This is a genomic window from Micromonospora sp. WMMD1076 (assembly GCF_029581475.1).
GTDB classification, from domain to species: domain Bacteria; phylum Actinomycetota; class Actinomycetes; order Mycobacteriales; family Micromonosporaceae; genus Micromonospora; species Micromonospora aurantiaca.
The window spans coordinates 4,079,248-4,095,368 of sequence record NZ_CP120862.1 but is presented as its reverse complement, the minus strand read 5'-3'; the positions used below and the strand labels follow the sequence as shown (position 1 = coordinate 4,095,368).

13 protein-coding genes are annotated in these 16,121 nt (G+C 75.8%); 7 read left to right on the top strand and 6 right to left on the bottom strand.

The window, feature by feature from the left end:
- Positions 1–44: 44 nt before the first annotated feature.
- On the bottom strand, positions 45–689 hold the full coding sequence (locus O7622_RS19420; protein ID WP_282309578.1) for a TetR/AcrR family transcriptional regulator: 645 nt from the start codon (positions 687–689) through the stop codon (positions 45–47).
- Between the two features lie 73 nt (positions 690–762).
- Between O7622_RS19420 and O7622_RS19415 the strand changes: the two genes are divergently transcribed.
- From O7622_RS19415 to O7622_RS19405, 3 genes are read left to right on the top strand one after another with little or no spacing between them, the layout of a single operon-like run.
- Positions 763–2,115 (top strand): MFS transporter, encoded by a 1,353-nt coding sequence (locus O7622_RS19415; protein WP_282309577.1) that lies wholly within the window; start codon positions 763–765, stop codon positions 2,113–2,115.
- A gap of 12 nt (positions 2,116–2,127) precedes the next feature.
- Positions 2,128–3,354 carry a hypothetical protein gene (locus O7622_RS19410; RefSeq protein ID WP_282309576.1) on the top strand — a complete coding sequence of 409 codons (1,227 nt, stop codon included), beginning with the start codon at positions 2,128–2,130 and terminating at the stop codon, positions 3,352–3,354.
- Between the two features lie 59 nt (positions 3,355–3,413).
- Complete coding sequence (locus O7622_RS19405; RefSeq protein WP_282309575.1) at positions 3,414–4,004, top strand: pyridoxamine 5'-phosphate oxidase family protein; 591 nt, start codon at positions 3,414–3,416, stop codon at positions 4,002–4,004.
- Positions 4,005–4,010: 6 nt separating this feature from the next.
- On the opposite strand, the gene O7622_RS19400 is transcribed toward O7622_RS19405, so the two are convergent.
- Positions 4,011–5,492 (bottom strand): peptide MFS transporter, encoded by a 1,482-nt coding sequence (locus O7622_RS19400; protein ID WP_282309574.1) that lies wholly within the window; start codon positions 5,490–5,492, stop codon positions 4,011–4,013.
- A gap of 225 nt (positions 5,493–5,717) precedes the next feature.
- Here O7622_RS19400 and O7622_RS19395 point away from each other — a divergent pair, with 225 nt between their 5' ends.
- Entirely contained in the window at positions 5,718–6,059 is a 342-nt protein-coding gene (locus O7622_RS19395; protein ID WP_007070998.1) for an RNA polymerase-binding protein RbpA, read from the top strand.
- A 164-nt stretch (positions 6,060–6,223) separates the two neighbouring features.
- Here O7622_RS19395 and O7622_RS19390 read toward each other — a convergent pair whose 3' ends face one another.
- Genes O7622_RS19390 through lnt form a run of 3 tightly spaced genes read right to left on the bottom strand, consistent with a single transcriptional unit; the run spans position 6,224 to position 9,227 of the window.
- Entirely contained in the window at positions 6,224–6,751 is a 528-nt protein-coding gene (locus O7622_RS19390; protein WP_282309573.1) for an FxsA family protein, read from the bottom strand.
- A 53-nt stretch (positions 6,752–6,804) separates the two neighbouring features.
- The gene (locus O7622_RS19385; RefSeq protein WP_282309572.1) at positions 6,805–7,596 is read right to left on the bottom strand and encodes a polyprenol monophosphomannose synthase; all 792 of its coding nucleotides are present in this window, start codon (positions 7,594–7,596) and stop codon (positions 6,805–6,807) included.
- Positions 7,597–7,622: 26 nt separating this feature from the next.
- The gene (gene lnt / locus O7622_RS19380) at positions 7,623–9,227 is read right to left on the bottom strand and encodes an apolipoprotein N-acyltransferase (protein WP_282309571.1); all 1,605 of its coding nucleotides are present in this window, start codon (positions 9,225–9,227) and stop codon (positions 7,623–7,625) included.
- A 110-nt stretch (positions 9,228–9,337) separates the two neighbouring features.
- Between lnt and O7622_RS19375 the strand changes: the two genes are divergently transcribed.
- The 3 genes from O7622_RS19375 (at position 9,338) to O7622_RS19365 (ending at position 14,270) form a co-directional block, all read left to right on the top strand.
- Positions 9,338–12,448: a BTAD domain-containing putative transcriptional regulator gene (locus tag O7622_RS19375; RefSeq protein WP_282309570.1), complete on the top strand. Its 3,111-nt coding sequence runs from the start codon at positions 9,338–9,340 to the stop codon at positions 12,446–12,448.
- A gap of 68 nt (positions 12,449–12,516) precedes the next feature.
- Entirely contained in the window at positions 12,517–13,491 is a 975-nt protein-coding gene (locus tag O7622_RS19370) for an ATP-binding cassette domain-containing protein (protein ID WP_282309569.1), read from the top strand.
- On the top strand, positions 13,488–14,270 hold the full coding sequence (locus O7622_RS19365; protein WP_282309568.1) for an ABC transporter permease: 783 nt from the start codon (positions 13,488–13,490) through the stop codon (positions 14,268–14,270). Before O7622_RS19370 ends, O7622_RS19365 begins: the two co-directional genes overlap by 4 nt.
- Positions 14,271–14,687: 417 nt before the next feature.
- Here the strand turns inward: O7622_RS19365 and O7622_RS19360 are convergent, their stop codons facing one another.
- A complete protein-coding gene (locus O7622_RS19360) occupies positions 14,688–16,022 on the bottom strand; it encodes a glutamate mutase L (protein ID WP_282309567.1) in 1,335 nt (444 codons plus the stop codon).
- Positions 16,023–16,121 lie beyond the last annotated feature (99 nt).

Sequence of the window (16,121 nt, the reverse complement as noted above, 5' to 3'; positions counted from 1 at the left end):
GATAATCCTCGGAGCACGGGCCGGCGTCAAGGGCGGTGGCCCGGTCAGGCGTCCCGGTACAGCGCGTCGAGGAACCGGTGCACGAACGCCCGGAACTCGCGCCGCTCCCGTGCGCCCGAACCGGTCCCGGCGGCGAGCGCCACCACGTGCCCGTGCACCGCCCAGACCAGGGAACGCACCGTCACGTGCGGGGTCGGCTCGGTCAGCGCGCCGGCCCCGGCCGCCGCCACCAGCAGCTCCTCGACCAGCCCGTACAGCGGGGCGGCGTAGCGGCGGTCCAGCTCGCCGTGCCGCTGCGGCTCCAGCCAGCGGCGCAGCCACAGCGCTGTGGTCTCCGGCCGGTCCTCCAGGAAGTCGACGAACACGTCCACCAGGTCGTGCAGCGCCCGCAGCGCGTCCTGCGGGCCCGCTGCCAGGGCTGCCCGGGCGCGTTCCCCGGCCGCCTCGACGACCTCCCGCTCGGCACTGAACACCCGGGCGAAGCAGGCGTCGTAGAGCTGCGCCTTGGCGCCGGTGTGGTGCACGACGGTGGCCGCGTCCACGCCCGCCGCGGCGGCGACGTCGCGGACGCTCACGGCGTCGAAGCCCCGCTCGGCGAACAACGCGGTGGCGGCGGCGAGTACCAGGTCACGGGTCGGCCGCTGGTCGTCGCGGCGGGGCCGGCCCGGCCGGCGGCGAGGCGTGGTCATCCGGCCATTGTTACCCCTACAATCCAGCAACCGTTGGATTGCGGGCGGCGTGCCCCGAGGACAGGAGACCGCCATGACCGGGCTGGATCAGCGCTCCGACGCGGTCACCCTGCCGCGCGGCCCGCTCGTCGGGTTCGCCACCGGCTCGCTCGGCATGGGCGTCTGGGTCACGGTGCCCGGCCTGCTGCTGCTCTACTTCCTGACCGACGTGCTGGCGGTCGCGCCGTGGCTGGCCGGGCTCACCCTGCTGCTGCCGAAGATCGCCGACGTGCTGCTGCACCCGTGGATCGGGCACCGCTGCGACGTGGAGCAGGCCCGCCGGGGCCACCGCAGCCGGCTGCTGCTGGCCGGATGCGCGCTGCCGCTGGCGTTCGCCGCCCTGTTCGCGGTGCCCGGCGGCCTCACCGGCGCCACCGCGGCGGGCTGGGTGGCCGTGTTCTTCGTCGCCGGCAACCTGCTGTTCGCCGCGTACCAGGTGCCCTACCTGGCGACCCCGGCGGACCTGCGGATCGGCTACCACGAGCGGACCCGGCTGATGGCGTTCCGGATGGTGGTGCTGACGCTCGGCATCATGGTCTCCGGGCTGCTCGCGCCGCTGCTGGCCGGTGGCGACGACGCCACACGCGACGGTTACCTGCGGATGGGCGTGGTGCTGGCGGCCGGGATGCTCGCCGCGATGCTGGTCGGCGTCGCCGGGATCGGCCGGTTGCGCCGTACCGCCGCCGACACGGCCCCGCCACACGGTCCGGGCGGGTGGCGGGCGCTGGCGGCCAGCCTGCGGGACCGGCAGTTCCGCCGGCTGGTCGGTGCGTACCTGGCCATGTCCACCACCACCCACCTGGTGCTCGCCGGGGTGCCCTACTACGCCGAGTACGAGCTGGGCCGCCCCGGGCTCACCACGGTGCTGGTGGCCGCGTTCGTCGCACCGGCGCTGCTGGTCACGCCGGGCTGGCTGGCGGTGGCGCGGCGGATCGGCAAGCAACGTGCCCTGCTCGCCGGGCAGGCCGCGTTCGCCGCCGGGTCGCTGGTGCTGGCGATCGGCCGCCCCGCCGGACTGCCGGTGCTGGTGGCCGCCGTGGCGGTGCTCGGGGTGGCGTTCGCCGGCATGCAACTGCTGCCGTTCTCGATGCTGCCCGACGTGATCCGCGCGGCCGGCGGCACCGAGCGGGCCGGCACGTACACCGGGGTGTGGACCGCCACCGAGGCCACCGGCGCCGCGCTCGGCCCCTACGCGTACGCGCTGTGTCTCGCCGCCGGTGGATTCGTGGCCTCGACCGCCGGGCAGACCGTGACCCAGTCCCCGGCCGCGCTGGACGCGCTGCGCTACGGCTTCGGGCTGCTGCCCGCCGCCGTGATGGTGGTAGCGGTGCTGCTGCAACGCCGCTACACCCTCGACGGCGCGGCCCGGGCGGACGCAGCCCACTAGACTTCGCCCTCGATGGACGCCGAGCCCGCCACCGACACCCGACCCTGCGCCCACTGCGGACGCGACGTGCCGCAGCGCGTCGGCGCGGGCCGCCCGTTCCGCTACTGCCGGGACAACGACGGCGCCTGCCAGCGGGCCGCCCGCAACTCGCGGATGCGTCACCGCAACTCCCCCGGCCTGCCCGGGCAGGTGGCGCGCACCTGGGAGGCGGTGGACCGGCTCGACCAGATCGTGGAGACGCTGACCGAGGCGCTGCACGCCGAACTGTCACCGGCCGGTGTGGAGCGGCAGCTCGCCGAACTGCGCGCGGAGACGTCGGCGCAGGTCGCGGCGGCACACGCCGAACGCGACGAGGCCCGCCGCGAGGCCGAGGACGCGACAACGGCGGCGGCCCGCGACCGGCAGCAGGTCCGCGCCGCGTACGCCGAACGCGACGCCGCCGCCGACCGCGCCGAGTCGGCGGAGGCCGCCTCGTCCGCCGCCGCCGACCGGGCCGCCGCGGCCGAGGAGGCGCGCGACGCCGCCCGCGCCGAGGCGGGCGCCGCGCAGGCGCTGCGGGTGCAGGCCGAACGCGACCGTGACGCGGCCCGGCACGAACTGCGCACGGTACGCACCGAACGCGACGCCGAACGCCGCCGGGCGGCCGAGCTGACCGCCGAACGGGACGCCGCCCGCGCCGACGCCGAGCGGGCCACCCGATCCGCCACCGAGGCCCTGGACCGGGCCGAACAGTCCCGCGCCGAGGCCGACCGGGCGCGCGCCGACGCGCAGGCCGCCCAGGGGCGGGCCGCCGAGGCGGAGCGCGCGGCCCGGACCGCCGCCGAGCGGGCCGACGCGCAGGCGGCCGCCGCGCAGCAGGCTCGGGCCGAGCGGGACCGCGCCGACGCGGCACGAGCCGACGCCGAGGCGGCGCTGGAACGAGCCCGCGCCGAGACGAGCGCGGCGATCGAGGCCGGCCGTGCCGAGGCTGCCGCTTCCGTCGAGCGCGCCCGCACCGACATGGCCGCCGCGGTGGAGCAGGCTGCCGCCCGTACCGCCGAGCGGGACGCGCTCGCCGCGGATCTGGCCGACGCGCGGCGGGCCGCGAGCGCCGCCGAGGCCCGGGCCGCCGACCTGGCCACGCGGACGGCGGTGATCGAGGCCGATCGGGACGCCGCGCAGCGCCGGGCCGGGCAGCTCGCCGACCAGGTGAGCGATCTGGCGACGGCGCTGGCGCGGCTCGGCACGCGTACCGGCTGAGCGGCCAAGGGATGGGAACGGGGCAGCACCGCACCCGTGCCGGCGGCGAGGATCGGGGCATGGGAAAGACGTACGAGCGCATCGACGGCCGGCTGCGGGACTTCATCGAGGCCCAGCCGATGTTCTTCGTGGCCACCGCCCCGCTGTCCGGTGACGGCACCGTCAACCTGTCCCCGAAGGGCCTGCGCGGCTGCTTCGCGGTGCTCGACGAGCACACCGTGGCGTACCTCGACTTCGCCGGCAGCAACGCCGAGACCATCGCCCACCTGCGGGAGAACGGCCGGATCACGCTGATGTGGTGCGCGTTCGCCGGCCCGCCGAACATCGTGCGGGTGCACGGGCACGGTGAGCCGGTGTTCCGCGACGACCCGCGCTGGCCCGGCCTGCTGACCCACTTCCCGGACATCGACCCGGGTCCGCACGGCCTACGGGCGGTCATCGTGGTGCGCGCCGAGCTGGTCCGGGACACCTGCGGCTACGCGGTGCCGCTCATGACCTACGACGCCGACCGGGATCTGCACGAACGCCGCTTCGCCCGGGAGGACGACGCGTCGCTGAGCGCGTACTTCGCCGGGAAGGACCACGTCGCCACCAGCATCGACGGTCTGCCCGGCCTGCCGTTACCGCTGCCGCGGACCCCGTCGGGGTGAGCGCGGTCAGTGGATGCCGGCCATCAGGTGCCGGATCTGGCGGGTGAACATCACAGCGGCCAGGCCCAGCACCACCGAGGCCAGCCCGAAGGTCAGGAAGTAGACCGGCTGGGACCAGGTGCCGGCCAGCCGGGCCACCTGACCGCCGATGGCGTCGCCGACGGCGGTGGCGAGGAACCACAGGCCCAGCATCTGGCTCGCGTACTTGACCGGGGCGAGTTTCGTGGTGGCGGACAGGCCGACCGGGCTCAGTGACAGCTCACCGGCGACCTGGATCGCGTACACCGCGACCAGCCACAGCGGCGAGACCAGGTCGCCGCCGACGGCGGCCTGCGCGGCGGCGGCCATCAGCACGAACGACAGGCCGTTGAGCACCAGGCCGACGGCGAACTTCGTGGGTGTGGACACCCGGTGCCCGAGTTTGAGCCACAGCGCGGCGGCCAGCGGCGCGCCGATGATGATGAGGATCGGGTTCACCGACTGCAACCAGGACGCCGGGAACGTGAACCCGCCCACCGACCTGTCGGTCTGGTCGGCGGCGAAGATGTTCAGCACCGACCCGGCCTGGTCGTAGATGAGCCAGAACGAGGCGGCGAACAGGAACAGCCACACGTACGCCTTCATCCGGCTGCGTTCGGTGCCGCTGATCTCCCGGTCGGTGAGGATCCGCGCGAAGTAGCCGACCGTCACCAGCACCGTCACCACGGTCAGCAGGTTGACCACCGTGTCGACGGCGAACCAGCCGGCCACCAGCAGCACCAGCAGGACGGCGAGCACCACGACGCTCGCCACGCCGATGCGGGTCAGCGCGCGCCGCCGGTCGGCGCCGAGCAGCGGGTCCGCCGGGCGGGCGCCGGCGTCGCCGAGGTTGCGGCGGCCCAGCACGTACTGGAGCACGCCGAAGGTCATGCCGACCGCGGCGGCACCGAACCCCAGATGCCAGTTGATCTTCTCGCCGAGGAAGCCGGTGACCAGCGGCGCGATGAACGCGCCCAGGTTGATGCCCATGTAGAAGATGGAGAACCCGGCGTCGCGGCGCGGCGAGTCCCGCTCGTACAGGTCACCGACCATGGTGGAGATGTTCGGTTTGAGCAGGCCGGTGCCGAGCACGATCAGCGCCATGCCGGCGAACACGCTCCACCCGGTGGGGATCGCCATCACGTAGTGACCGACGGCGATCACCACGCCGCCCCACAGCACGCTGCGCCGCGCGCCGATCAGCCGGTCGGCGACCCAGCCGCCGGGCAGCGCCATCAGGTAGACCATGGCGTTGTAGGTGCCGTACACGGCGTTGGCGCTGGACTCGCCGAGGTCCAGTCCGCCGTCGGCGACCGCGGCGGTCAGGTACAGCACGAGGATCGCCCGCATGCCGTAGAAGCTGAACCGCTCCCACATCTCGGTGAGGAAGAGCGTGGACAGCGCGCGGGGGTGACCGAAGAAGGTCTTCCCGGCTGGTGGTCGGGCCCCGACCGGCGCGTCACTGCTCATCGTCACCTCCGGCACGCAAACGGGTGGGTAACATCCCCGTTGACAGGCGAAACACTCCACCGATTCGGCCCGGCCGGGGACGACCCCGCCGGGCAGCTGTCATGGCCGGTTACCCTTGACACTCCCGACCCGCGTACGGCCCTGCCGCCGCGGGCCGGGGAATGGGCGAGCGGTGACCGGCCGTTACACCTGAAGACCAGCACCACGAACGAGGGGAAGTCGATCATGGGCGAGCGCATGCTGCGCGGTAGCCGGCTGGGAGCGGTCAGCTACGAGTCCGACCGCAACACGGAGCTCGCGCCGCGCCAGACCCGCGAGTACCTCTGCGCCAAGGGCCACCAGTTCGAGGTGCCGTTCGCCGTCGACGCCGAGGTCCCGACGACCTGGGAGTGCAAGTTCGACGGCAGCGTCGCCCGCCTGGTCGACGGCACCGAGCCGGAGCAGAAGAAGGCCAAGCCGCCGCGTACCCACTGGGACATGCTGCTGGAGCGGCGCTCGATCGCCGAGCTGGAGGACATCCTCGCCGAGCGGCTCCAGGAGGTCCGCACCCGCCGCGGTCGTGCCTGACCGTCCGCAACGCGCCGAAACGCCCCCGGTGATCCCGGGGGCGTTTTCGTCTGCCCAGGCAGGGCCGGTCGTCAGATCGGGGAGGTGGCGGGGTCGGGCGCGGTCTGATGCCACCACCTCGGCGAAGTGGAGTTGATCAAGCTGGCGGCGCAGCGGGGTGCGCGTCAGCGGTCGACGATCTCGCCCTCGATGGCCTTGCCCGGGTCGGTGACCGGCTGCGGCGCGGGCGACGGGGCCGGCGCGGGCTCCGGGGCCGGCTGCGGCGCACCCCGGTACACACGCACCCGGCGCGGCCCGAACAGGTCACCGGCGACCATCGACGACACCCGGCGCTCGGTGGCCCGGCGCACCCCGCCACCGGCCAGCCGGCGCAGCGGCGGCACCAGCAACAGCAGGCCCACCACGCCGCTGACCAGGCCCGGCAACGCCAGCAGCAGCGCGCCCAGCAGACCGACCAGCCCGTCGGTCACCTCCGGGCCCGGCGGCCGGCCTGCCTGCGCCGCCGTGCGGAAGCCGCGCCACGCCCGCATGCCCTCGCGGCGCAGCAGCACCAGACCCAGCAGGGACGCCCCGAACACCAGCAGCACCGCCGCGCCGAACCCGACGGCCCGGCCGACCAGCACGAAAACGGTCAGCTCCAGCAGCGCGAGCAGCAGCAGGGCCGGTGGTACGTATTTCAGTCCTCGGCGCATCTCACCTCATCAGCCCGGGGTCATCACGCCCCTCAAGCATGACACGCCCTCGCTCAAGGCCAGCGCGCGAGCGCGTCCGGCCGCGACGGCGCGGTCGCCAGGCGGTCCCGCACCCCCCAGCGGGTGACCCGCCACAGCGCCTCCGCCACGATCAGCGGGCTCATCTTGCTGTCGCCGTGTTCCCGCTCGGCGAACGTGATCGGCACCTCCACGATCCGCACCCCGGCGCGGTGCGCCAGCCGCGACAGCTCCACCTGGAACGCGTACCCCTGGGACCGCACCGAGCCCAGGTCGATCGCGTCCAGCGCGCTCGACCGGTACACCCGGTAGCCGCCGGTGGCGTCGCTGACCGGCATGCCCAGCACCAGCCGCGCGTACAGGTTGCCCACCCGGGACAGCAGCAGCCGCCGCCACGGCCAGTTCAGCACCCGCGCGCCGCGGGTCCACCGGGAGCCGATCACCACGTCGGCGTCGCGGGCGGCGTGCAGCAGCGCCGGCAGGTCCTCCGGGGCGTGCGAGCCGTCGGCGTCCATCTCCACCACCGCGTCGTAGCCGCGCGTGCGGGCCCAGGCGAAACCGGCCAGGTAGGCCGCGCCGAGTCCTTCCTTGCCGGCCCGGTGCAGCACGTGCACCCTCGGGTCGCCGTCGGCGAGCGTGTCGGCGATCGCGCCGGTGCCGTCGGGGCTGTTGTCGTCGGCGACGAGGACGTCCACCGCCGGCGCCGCCTCGCGTACCCGGGCGACGATGCGCCCGACGTTGTCGGCCTCGTTGTAGGTGGGGATGACCACCAGGACCCGCCCCACCCCGGGACGGCCGACCGTCCGCCTGTCGGCTGCCACGCCCACCGTCGCACCGCCTTCCGCTCGTCGGCTCAGCCGGGAGCGACCTCCCGGCGGCGGCGCAGCACGGCCGCGCCGGCCAGGGCCGCGACCGCCAGCGCCGTCAGCGCCACCTCCGGCCACACCCCGGCCGTGGTCGCCGGGGTACGCCCGTCGCCGAGTTCCATCTGCCGCACCACCACCGCGGCGGTGTCGAACCCGGTCGCACCGTCTACCCGCCCGTCCGGGGAAACGAACCCGGACACACCGACCGTGGAGGCCATCAACGCGGCCCGGCCGTGCTCCACGGCCCGCAGCCGCACCATGGCCAACTGCTGGCGGGCCTCGGCCACGTCGAACGTGGCGTTGTTCGTCTGCACCACCAGCAGCTGTGCGCCGCCGGTGACGGTGTCGCGGACGAGGCCGTCGTAGGCGACCTCGAAGCAGATCACGTCGCCGAGCACGGCCGGGCCGGTGTTCAGCACGCCGGGACGGTCACCGGGTACGAAATCGGACCGGACCCGGTCGACCTGGGAGCTGATCTTGCGGGCGAGGGAGCGCAGCGGCACGTACTCGGCGAACGGCACCGGATGCCGCTTCGTGTACACCTGGTCCAGATCCGGGCCGGTGCCCGGCCGCCACAGCAGCCCCGCGTTGCGCACCTCACCCTGGCGGGGCCCGACCAGCACGGCGCCGACCAGGATCGGCGCGCCGATCGCGTCGGCGGCCTGGGAGATCCGCTCCCCCGCGCCCGGGTTGCGCAGCGGGTCGATGTCGCTGGAGTTCTCCGGCCACACCACCACGTCCGGGCGCTCCTGGCCGCCCTCGGCGACCCGCCGCGCCAGCTCCAGCGTCGCGTCGACGTGGTTGTTCAGCACCGCCTGCCGCTGCGCGTTGAAGTCCAGCCCGAGGCGCGGCACGTTGCCCTGCACGATCGCCACGGTGACGGTGTCGCCCGCGCCGCGTACCCCGGTCGGCACGGCCGTGCCCGCGGCGAGCAGCGCCACCAGCGCGGCGGTGAGCCCGGCGAGGGGCCGCCACTGCCCGGGCGCGTGCCGCCAGTCCCGCCACGCGGCGGTGACCAGCAGCCCACCGGCGACCGCGACGGCGAACGTGACCAGCGGGGCGCCGCCGAGCGCCGCGAGCTTCAGCAGCGGCGAGGTGTCCTGGCTGAACGCCAGCCGCCCCCACGGGAACCCGCCGAACGGGGTGCGGTCGCGCAGCGCCTCCTGCCCCACCCACAGCACGCCGGTCAGCAGCGGCCACGCCGCCCGGTGCCGGTCGGCGAGCGGCGACACCCAGGCGCTGGCGGCACCCAGCAGCGCCAGGTACGCGGCCTGCAGCAGAGACAGCAGCGCCCACGGCAGGTAGCCGGTGTGCAGGTTCGTCCACTCCAGCAGCGGCGCGAACAACGCCACCCCGGTCAGGAAGCCCAGCCCGGCGCCGGCGCGCAGCCGCCGCCGATGCACGGCGGCGGCCAGCAGCGCCACACCGACCGGTGCGAGGGGCCACCACCCGTACGGCGGGAACGCGAACAGCAGGGCCGGCCCGGCCAGCACGGCGGCCGGCAGTGCCAGCATCAGCGGCAGGGGACGGGCGGCGCCGTCACCGGGTGCCCCGTCGGTGGCACGCGGCTGTTCCCGGTCCAGCGTCGTCACCGGCTTCTCCCCACGATCACGGGCCGAAGGCTACCCGCCCGTACCGGCGGGCGGCCGAACCGGTGTGGGGCGTGCCACCGTCGCGGCGGGGACAGGCGACAATCGGGCGCATGCGGTTCGGTGTGCTGGGCACGACCCAGGCGTACGCGGCCGACGGCAGCGTGCTGCCCGTCGCCGGTGGGCGGCTGCGCGCGCTGCTGGTGCTGCTGCTGCTCGACGCCGACCGCACCGTCGCGCCGCAGCGCCTCGTCGACGGCGTGTACGGCGACCGGCCACCCGAACAGGCCGCGAACGCGCTGCAGTCGCAGGTGTCGCGGCTGCGGCGGCTGCTGCCGGGCGCGCCCATCGAGTTCGGCCCGGCCGGCTACCGGCTGGCGGTGGATCCGCAGCGGGTGGACGTGCACCGGTTCACCGGGCTGGCCGCGGCCGGGCGGGCGGCGCTCGCCGCCGGTGACCCGGCCGGTGCGGCGGCGCTGCTGCGCGACGCGCTCGGGCTGTGGCGCGGCGAACCCCTCGCGGACGTGCCGGACGCGCCCTTCGCCGCCGCCGAGGCGACCCGGCTGCGCCAGGCACGCCTGGCCGCGGTCGAGGACCGCGTCGAGGCGGAACTGGCGCTGGCGCCGGCCGGCGCGCCGCTCATCGCCGAGCTGCGGGACCTGGTGGCCGCGCATCCGCTGCGGGAACGGCTGCACGGGCTGCTGATGCGTGCCCTGCACGGCGCCGGCCGCCGCGCCGAGGCACTCGCCGCGTACGCCGACGCCCGCCGGGTGCTCGCCGAGGAACTGGGCACCGACCCGTCGGCGGAGCTGGTCGCGCTGCACACGGCGCTGCTGCGCGACGACGCCGCACCGGCCGTCCGGCTGCCCAGCCCGCTCACCAGTTTCGTCGGCCGGGAACCGGAACTGCGGCGGGTCCACGAGCTGCTGGGCGCCGCGCGGCTGGTCACCCTGCACGGCCCGGGCGGCGCCGGCAAGACCCGGCTGGCCACCACAGTCGCGTCCGGCCACGACGGGCCGGTGTGCCTGGTGGAGTTGGCCGCTGTGGCACCCGGCGCGCCGGTCGCGCCGGCCGTGCTGACCGCGCTGGACCTGCGCGACGCCGGCCTGCGCACACCGGGCGGCCCGGCCGACCTGACCGGCCGGCTGGTCGCCGCGCTGGCCGACCGGCGGCTGCTGCTGGTGCTGGACAACTGCGAGCACGTGATCGACGACGCGGCCCGGCTGACCGGCCGGCTGCTCGCCGCCGCGCCCGGGCTGCGGGTGCTCGCCACCAGCCGGGAACCGCTGGGCCTCACCGGCGAGGCGCTGTGCCCGGTCGGCGGGCTGCCCGCCCCGGACGGGCCGGCCGCACCGGAGGCCGCAGCCGCGTACCCGGCGGTCCGGCTGTTCACCGACCGGGCCACCGACGTGTCGCCCGGGTTCACCCTCGACGCCACCACCACACCGGCGGTGCTGCGGATCTGCCGTACCCTCGACGGGCTGCCGCTGGCCCTGGAGCTGGCTGCGGCGCGGCTGCGGGCCCTGCCGGTGACGCAGGTCGCGGCACGTCTGGACGACCGGTTCCGGCTGCTGCGCCGCGGTGACCGCACCGCGGCGCCCCGCCACCGCACGCTGGAGGCGGTCGTCGGGTGGAGCTGGGACCTGCTCGACGAGCCGGAGCGGCGGCTGGCCGCCCGGATGAGCGTGTTCGCCGGCGCCGCCGACCTGGCCGCGGTGCAGGCGGTGTGCGCGCCGGACGCCGGTGACGTCCTCGACGTGCTCACCGGCCTGGTGGACAAGTCGCTGGTGGAGGCCACCGGCGGGCGATACCGGATGCTGGAGACGATCCGCGAGTTCGCGGCGGCCCGGCTGGCCGAGCACGGCGAGACCGGGCGGGTGCGCGACGCGCACGCCGCGTACTTCCTGGACCTGGCACAGGCAGGCGACGCGGCGCTGCGCGGCGGCGGCCAGGACCGGTGGCTGCGCCGCCTTGACGCCGCCCGCGACGACCTGCACGCGGCGCTGCGGCACGCCGGCACCGCCACCGGGTTGCGGCTGGTCGCGGCGCTGGCGTTCTACTGGTGGCTGCGGGGCCTGCGCGGGGAGGGCGCGGCGCTGGCCCGGCGGCTGGTCGACCGGCTCGACGGCCCGCCCGACGGCCTGGCCGAGGAGTACGCGCTGGGCCTGCTGATCGCCACGCTCGCCGGTGGCGGCGACCGCAGCGAGGTCGACGCCGCGTCGCGGATCCTGTGGACCCTGGCCCGGCCGCCCCGGCATCCGTTCCTGCTGTACCTGTCCGGCATGGCCAGCGGACCCCCGTCGCCGGAGGACGCGGCGGCGCTGCACGAGCAGGCCGTCCGGGACCAGTTGCTCGGCACCGACCCGTGGAGCCGGGCACTGGGCCTGCTGGGCACCGCCATGATCAGTCTGCTGCACGGCCGCCACGCCCAGGCCCGCACCGACCTGGACACCGCGCTGGTCGGCTTCCGGGCCCTGGACGACCGCTGGGGCATGATCGTGACGCTGTCCACTCACGCCGAGGCCGCCTACCGCACCGGTGACGTCGCGTCGGCGGCCGCGCCGATGGCGGAGGCGCTGGACCTGGCCGAGCAGCTCGGCTCCACGCTGGACCTGGCGGAACTGCTGCGTATCCGGGCCGACGGGCGGCTCGCCGCCGATGACCTGACCGGCGCGGCCGAGGACTTCCGGCGGGTGCGGCGCATCGCCGGGCCGGCCGGCGCGCCGGAGCTGGTCGCCGCCGCGCACCTGGGGCTCGGCGAGATCGCCCGCCGCGACGGCGACCCGCAGCGGGCGCGGACGTTGTGCGAACGGGCGGTCGCGGAATGCCCGTCGGGCTGGTTCGGCGCCGATGTGGTGCGGCTCGCGGCACTGGTGACGCTCGGGCAACTCGCCAACGCCTCCGGCGACCCGGCTGCGGCCCGCGCCCACTACCGGCAGGTCCTCACCACCGGTGTCGGCGTGTGGGACGTGCCGGTGGTGGCCGCCGCGGCCGACGGGCTGGCCGGGCCGCTGCTGCGCGACGGCGACCACGAGTCTGCGGCCCGTCTGCTGGGCGCGGCGGCGGCGCTGCTGGCCGGCACCGGCGCGGCCGACGCCCCGGCCGGCACACCCACCGCCGCCGCGCTGCGGGAACGCCTGGGTGAGGCGGGGTTCGCCACCGCGTACGCCCGGGGCGCGGACCTGCCCCGGCAGCGGGCGCTGGCGCTGGTCGACGGCCGCTGACCGGCGCGGCGCCGCCCGGTGCGCGCGCGGTACGCGCCCGGTCAGCGCCGCCGGTGACGCTGACTCCCATGACCGACGACGCGACGGCCGTGCTAGCCGACGGGATACGAAAAACGTACGGACGCACCACCGCCCTGGACGGCTTCGACCTGGCCGTGCCGGCCGGCACCGTGTATGGGGTGCTCGGCCCGAACGGGGCGGGCAAGACCACCGCGGTGCGGATCCTCACCACGCTGCTGCGTTTCGACGCCGGCCGGGCCAGGGTGGCCGGGTACGACGTCGCCACCGACCCGGACCGGGTGCGTGCCGCGATCAGCCTGACCGGCCAGTACGCGGCGGTCGACGAGGTGCTCAGCGGACGGCAGAACCTGATGCTGTTCGGGCGGCTGCGGCGGCTGTCCGCGCGCCGGGCCCGCCGCCGCGCCGAGGAGCTGCTGGACCGGTTCGGCCTGACCGAGGCGGCGGACCGGTCGGCGGGCGGCTACTCCGGTGGGATGCGCCGCCGCCTGGACCTCGCCGCCAGCCTGGTGGTGCCGCCGCGGGTGCTGTTCCTCGACGAGCCGACCACCGGCCTGGACCCGCGCAGCCGCAACGGCCTGTGGACGGCGGTGCGGGAACTGGTCGCCGACGGCACCACTGTGCTGCTGACCACACAATATCTGCAGGAGGCCGACCACCTCGCCGACCGGGTGTGCGTCATCGACGCCGGCCGGGTCGTGGCCGAGGGCACCCCGGAGCGGTTGAAGGCCCGCATCGGCGCCGACCGGCTGGAACTGGTGGTCCGCGACGCGGCGGACCTGCCCGCCGCGGCGGCGGTGGTGGAACGCGCCACCGGCGCGACCGCGACTGCCGACGCGGAGCTGCGGCGCGTCGACGCGCCGGTGGCCGACCGGATCGCCGTGCTCACCGCCGTGCTGCGGGCCCTCGACGACGCCGGGATCGCCGTGGAGGACGTCCTGGTCCGCCGCCCGACGCTGGACGAGGCGTTCCTGCGGCTGACCGGCGGCCACGCCGACGCGCAGCGGGTGGGGGTGGCGTCGTGAGGGCGCTGACCGACGGGTGGCTGATGGCCGGGCGGAACATGCGGCACGTGGTGCGCGCCCCGGAGGAGATCATCCTCTACTTCAGCCTGCCGATCATGTTCGTGCTGGTGTTCGGCTACGTGTTCGGCAGCGGCATGTCCGTGCCGGGCGACGGCAGCTACCGGGAGTTCCTGCTGCCGGGCGTGTTCGTCATGACGATGCTCTACGGCCTCGGCGCGACCGCGTCGGCCGTCGCGGTGGACGCCGCCCGCGGCGTGATGGACCGGTTCCGGTCACTGCCGATGGCCCGTTCGGCGCTGCTGTCCGGCCGCGCGAGCGCCGACCTGGTACGCGCGTGCCTGGAGATGACCACGCTGGTGGTGTGCGGGCTGCTGGTGGGCTGGCAGTGGCGCGAGGGCGTCGGCCCGGCGCTGACGGCGGTGGCGCTGATCCTGCTGCTGCGCGTCGCGATGACCTGGCTGGGCATCCTGTTCGGGCTGCTCGTGCCGAACCCGGACACGGTCGCGGTGGTGGTGTTCCCGCTGGCGTTCCCGCTGACCGCGCTGTCCAACGTGTTCGTGGCACCGGAGCTGATGCCGGACTGGCTGGGCGCGATCGCCGCCTGGAACCCGCTGTCGGCGACGGTGGCGGCGGCCCGGGACCTGTTCGGCAACCCGGGCCTGGGCGGGGACTCGTGGCCGGCCCGGCACGCGCTGGCACTGGCGGTCGCCTGGCCGCTGGCGCTGATCGCGGTGGCCGCCCCGGCGGCGGTGCGCCGCTACCGGCGGCTCGGCCGCTGACACGGGAACATCCGGGGGGATGAAATCGGGGCGCGGCCGAAGCCGCGCCCCGATGCTCCCAGGCCCTTCCCGGCCGGTGGGACGAAGGCGATCGGCGCCGACCTTCGGACCGACCCGACGTGGACTGGCTGCCCCCGCCTGGCCGTTGTCTACTGGCCGTGCCTCTCACCCTGCCCGTACACCGGTAACCGCGGCCGGTTCGCGCCGCCCCGCCGACCCCCGCCCGCTGGACCTGGCCGCCGCAACCTTCCGGTCGCTCGGCCAGCGGACGAAGGGACGAAGCGAACAACAGCCGCTTCCCGTGGTAGGACTCAAAGACGGTACGGCGTAGACCCCCGCCGCTGTCAACCCACCCGGGCCTGTCGTGTGTTGCGACACGGCGTGTCGCGTCGGCGCGTCTCGATTCCTGAGGCTGCTTCAGGCACCGAGGTGGTGCCGCAGCATCGCCGCCGCCGCACCCGGATGCTCCTCGGCGAGCAGCCCCGCGGCGGCCAGCACGTAGTCCACGTCGACGACCGGCCGGGCCGCCCGCGGCAACGCCCACCCGCCCGCGTGGTCGGTCAGCACCGCGTCGAGCACCGCCGCCGCGTCACCCGGGTCGGCGTGCCGCAGCACCCCGCCGGAGCCGACGAGCAGCTTCACCTCCCGCAGGTCCCGCCCGGCCCGCTCCCCCGTCGCCGCACCCCGGGCGTGCCGCCGCAACGCCACAGTCGCCGCCAGCGCCGCGATGCGCCGGTCCACGGCCCGCTCGCCGTCACCGGCGGGCAGGAACCCCGGGTCGGCGGCCCGTACCGCCGCCGCCACCGTCAGCTCCGCCTCCTCGGCCGCGTCGAGCAGCCGCTCCTCGACCGCGGCGCGCACCACACCCGGCGCGCTCCACCGCATACCCAGGTCGCCCTCGACGGTGCGGGCCCGCCACAGCGTCCCGGCGACCTCCTGACTCGGGCCGCTGTCCCGCTCGTCGGGGGTGAGCACCGAGTACACGTCGGTGGTGGCCCCGCCCACGTCCACCACTGCGAGGTCACCGCCGAGCGTCCCGGCCAGGACCTCCACGCCGGTGAGCACCGCGTCGGGGGTGGCGGCGCGGACCAGCCGCGCGAACCGCGTACCCCGGGACAGCTTCTTGCCGCCGATGACGTGCCGCAGGAACACCCCCCGGATCGCCGCCCGCGCCGACGCCGGCTCCAGCACCCCGATGCGGGGCAGCACGTTGTCCGCCACCGTCACCGGCACCCCCGCGCCCGCCAGCAGCGCGTACAGGTCGGCACGCACGTCGGCGTTGCCCGCCAGGACCACCGGCACCCGGAAGCGGGCCTTCGCCAGCCGCGTCGCGTTGTGCGTCACCGTCTCGGCGTCCCCGCCGTCGGTGCCACCGACGAGCAGCACCACGTCCGGGCGGGCCGCCCGCAACGCCGCCACGTCCGCCCCACCCAGACGTCCCGCGGCGACGTGGACCACGTTCGCGCCCGCCGACAGACCGACCCGCCGGCCCGCCTGAGCGGTCACCAGCGGCTCGTAACCCACCACCGCCAGGCGCAGCCCACCCCCGGCCGACGAACACACGTACCAGGGCACCTCGGCGACCCCGGCCGACGCGGTGGCCGCGCCGACCGCGGCGTCCAGGCCGTGCAGCACATCCGTGCCCACCGTGGTGGGCGCCGACGCCGCCGCGACCAGCCGGCCGCCGTCGAGGTCCACCACCGCCGCCTTCGTGTACGTCGACCCGACGTCGGCGCAGACGACGGCGCTCACGCTGGGCCGTCCTTCGTGCGCGACTGCGGGGCTCGCGACACCGGCTCGCTCCTCGCGCTCACGCTGGGCCGTCCTCTGTTCGCGACTGCGGGGCTCGCA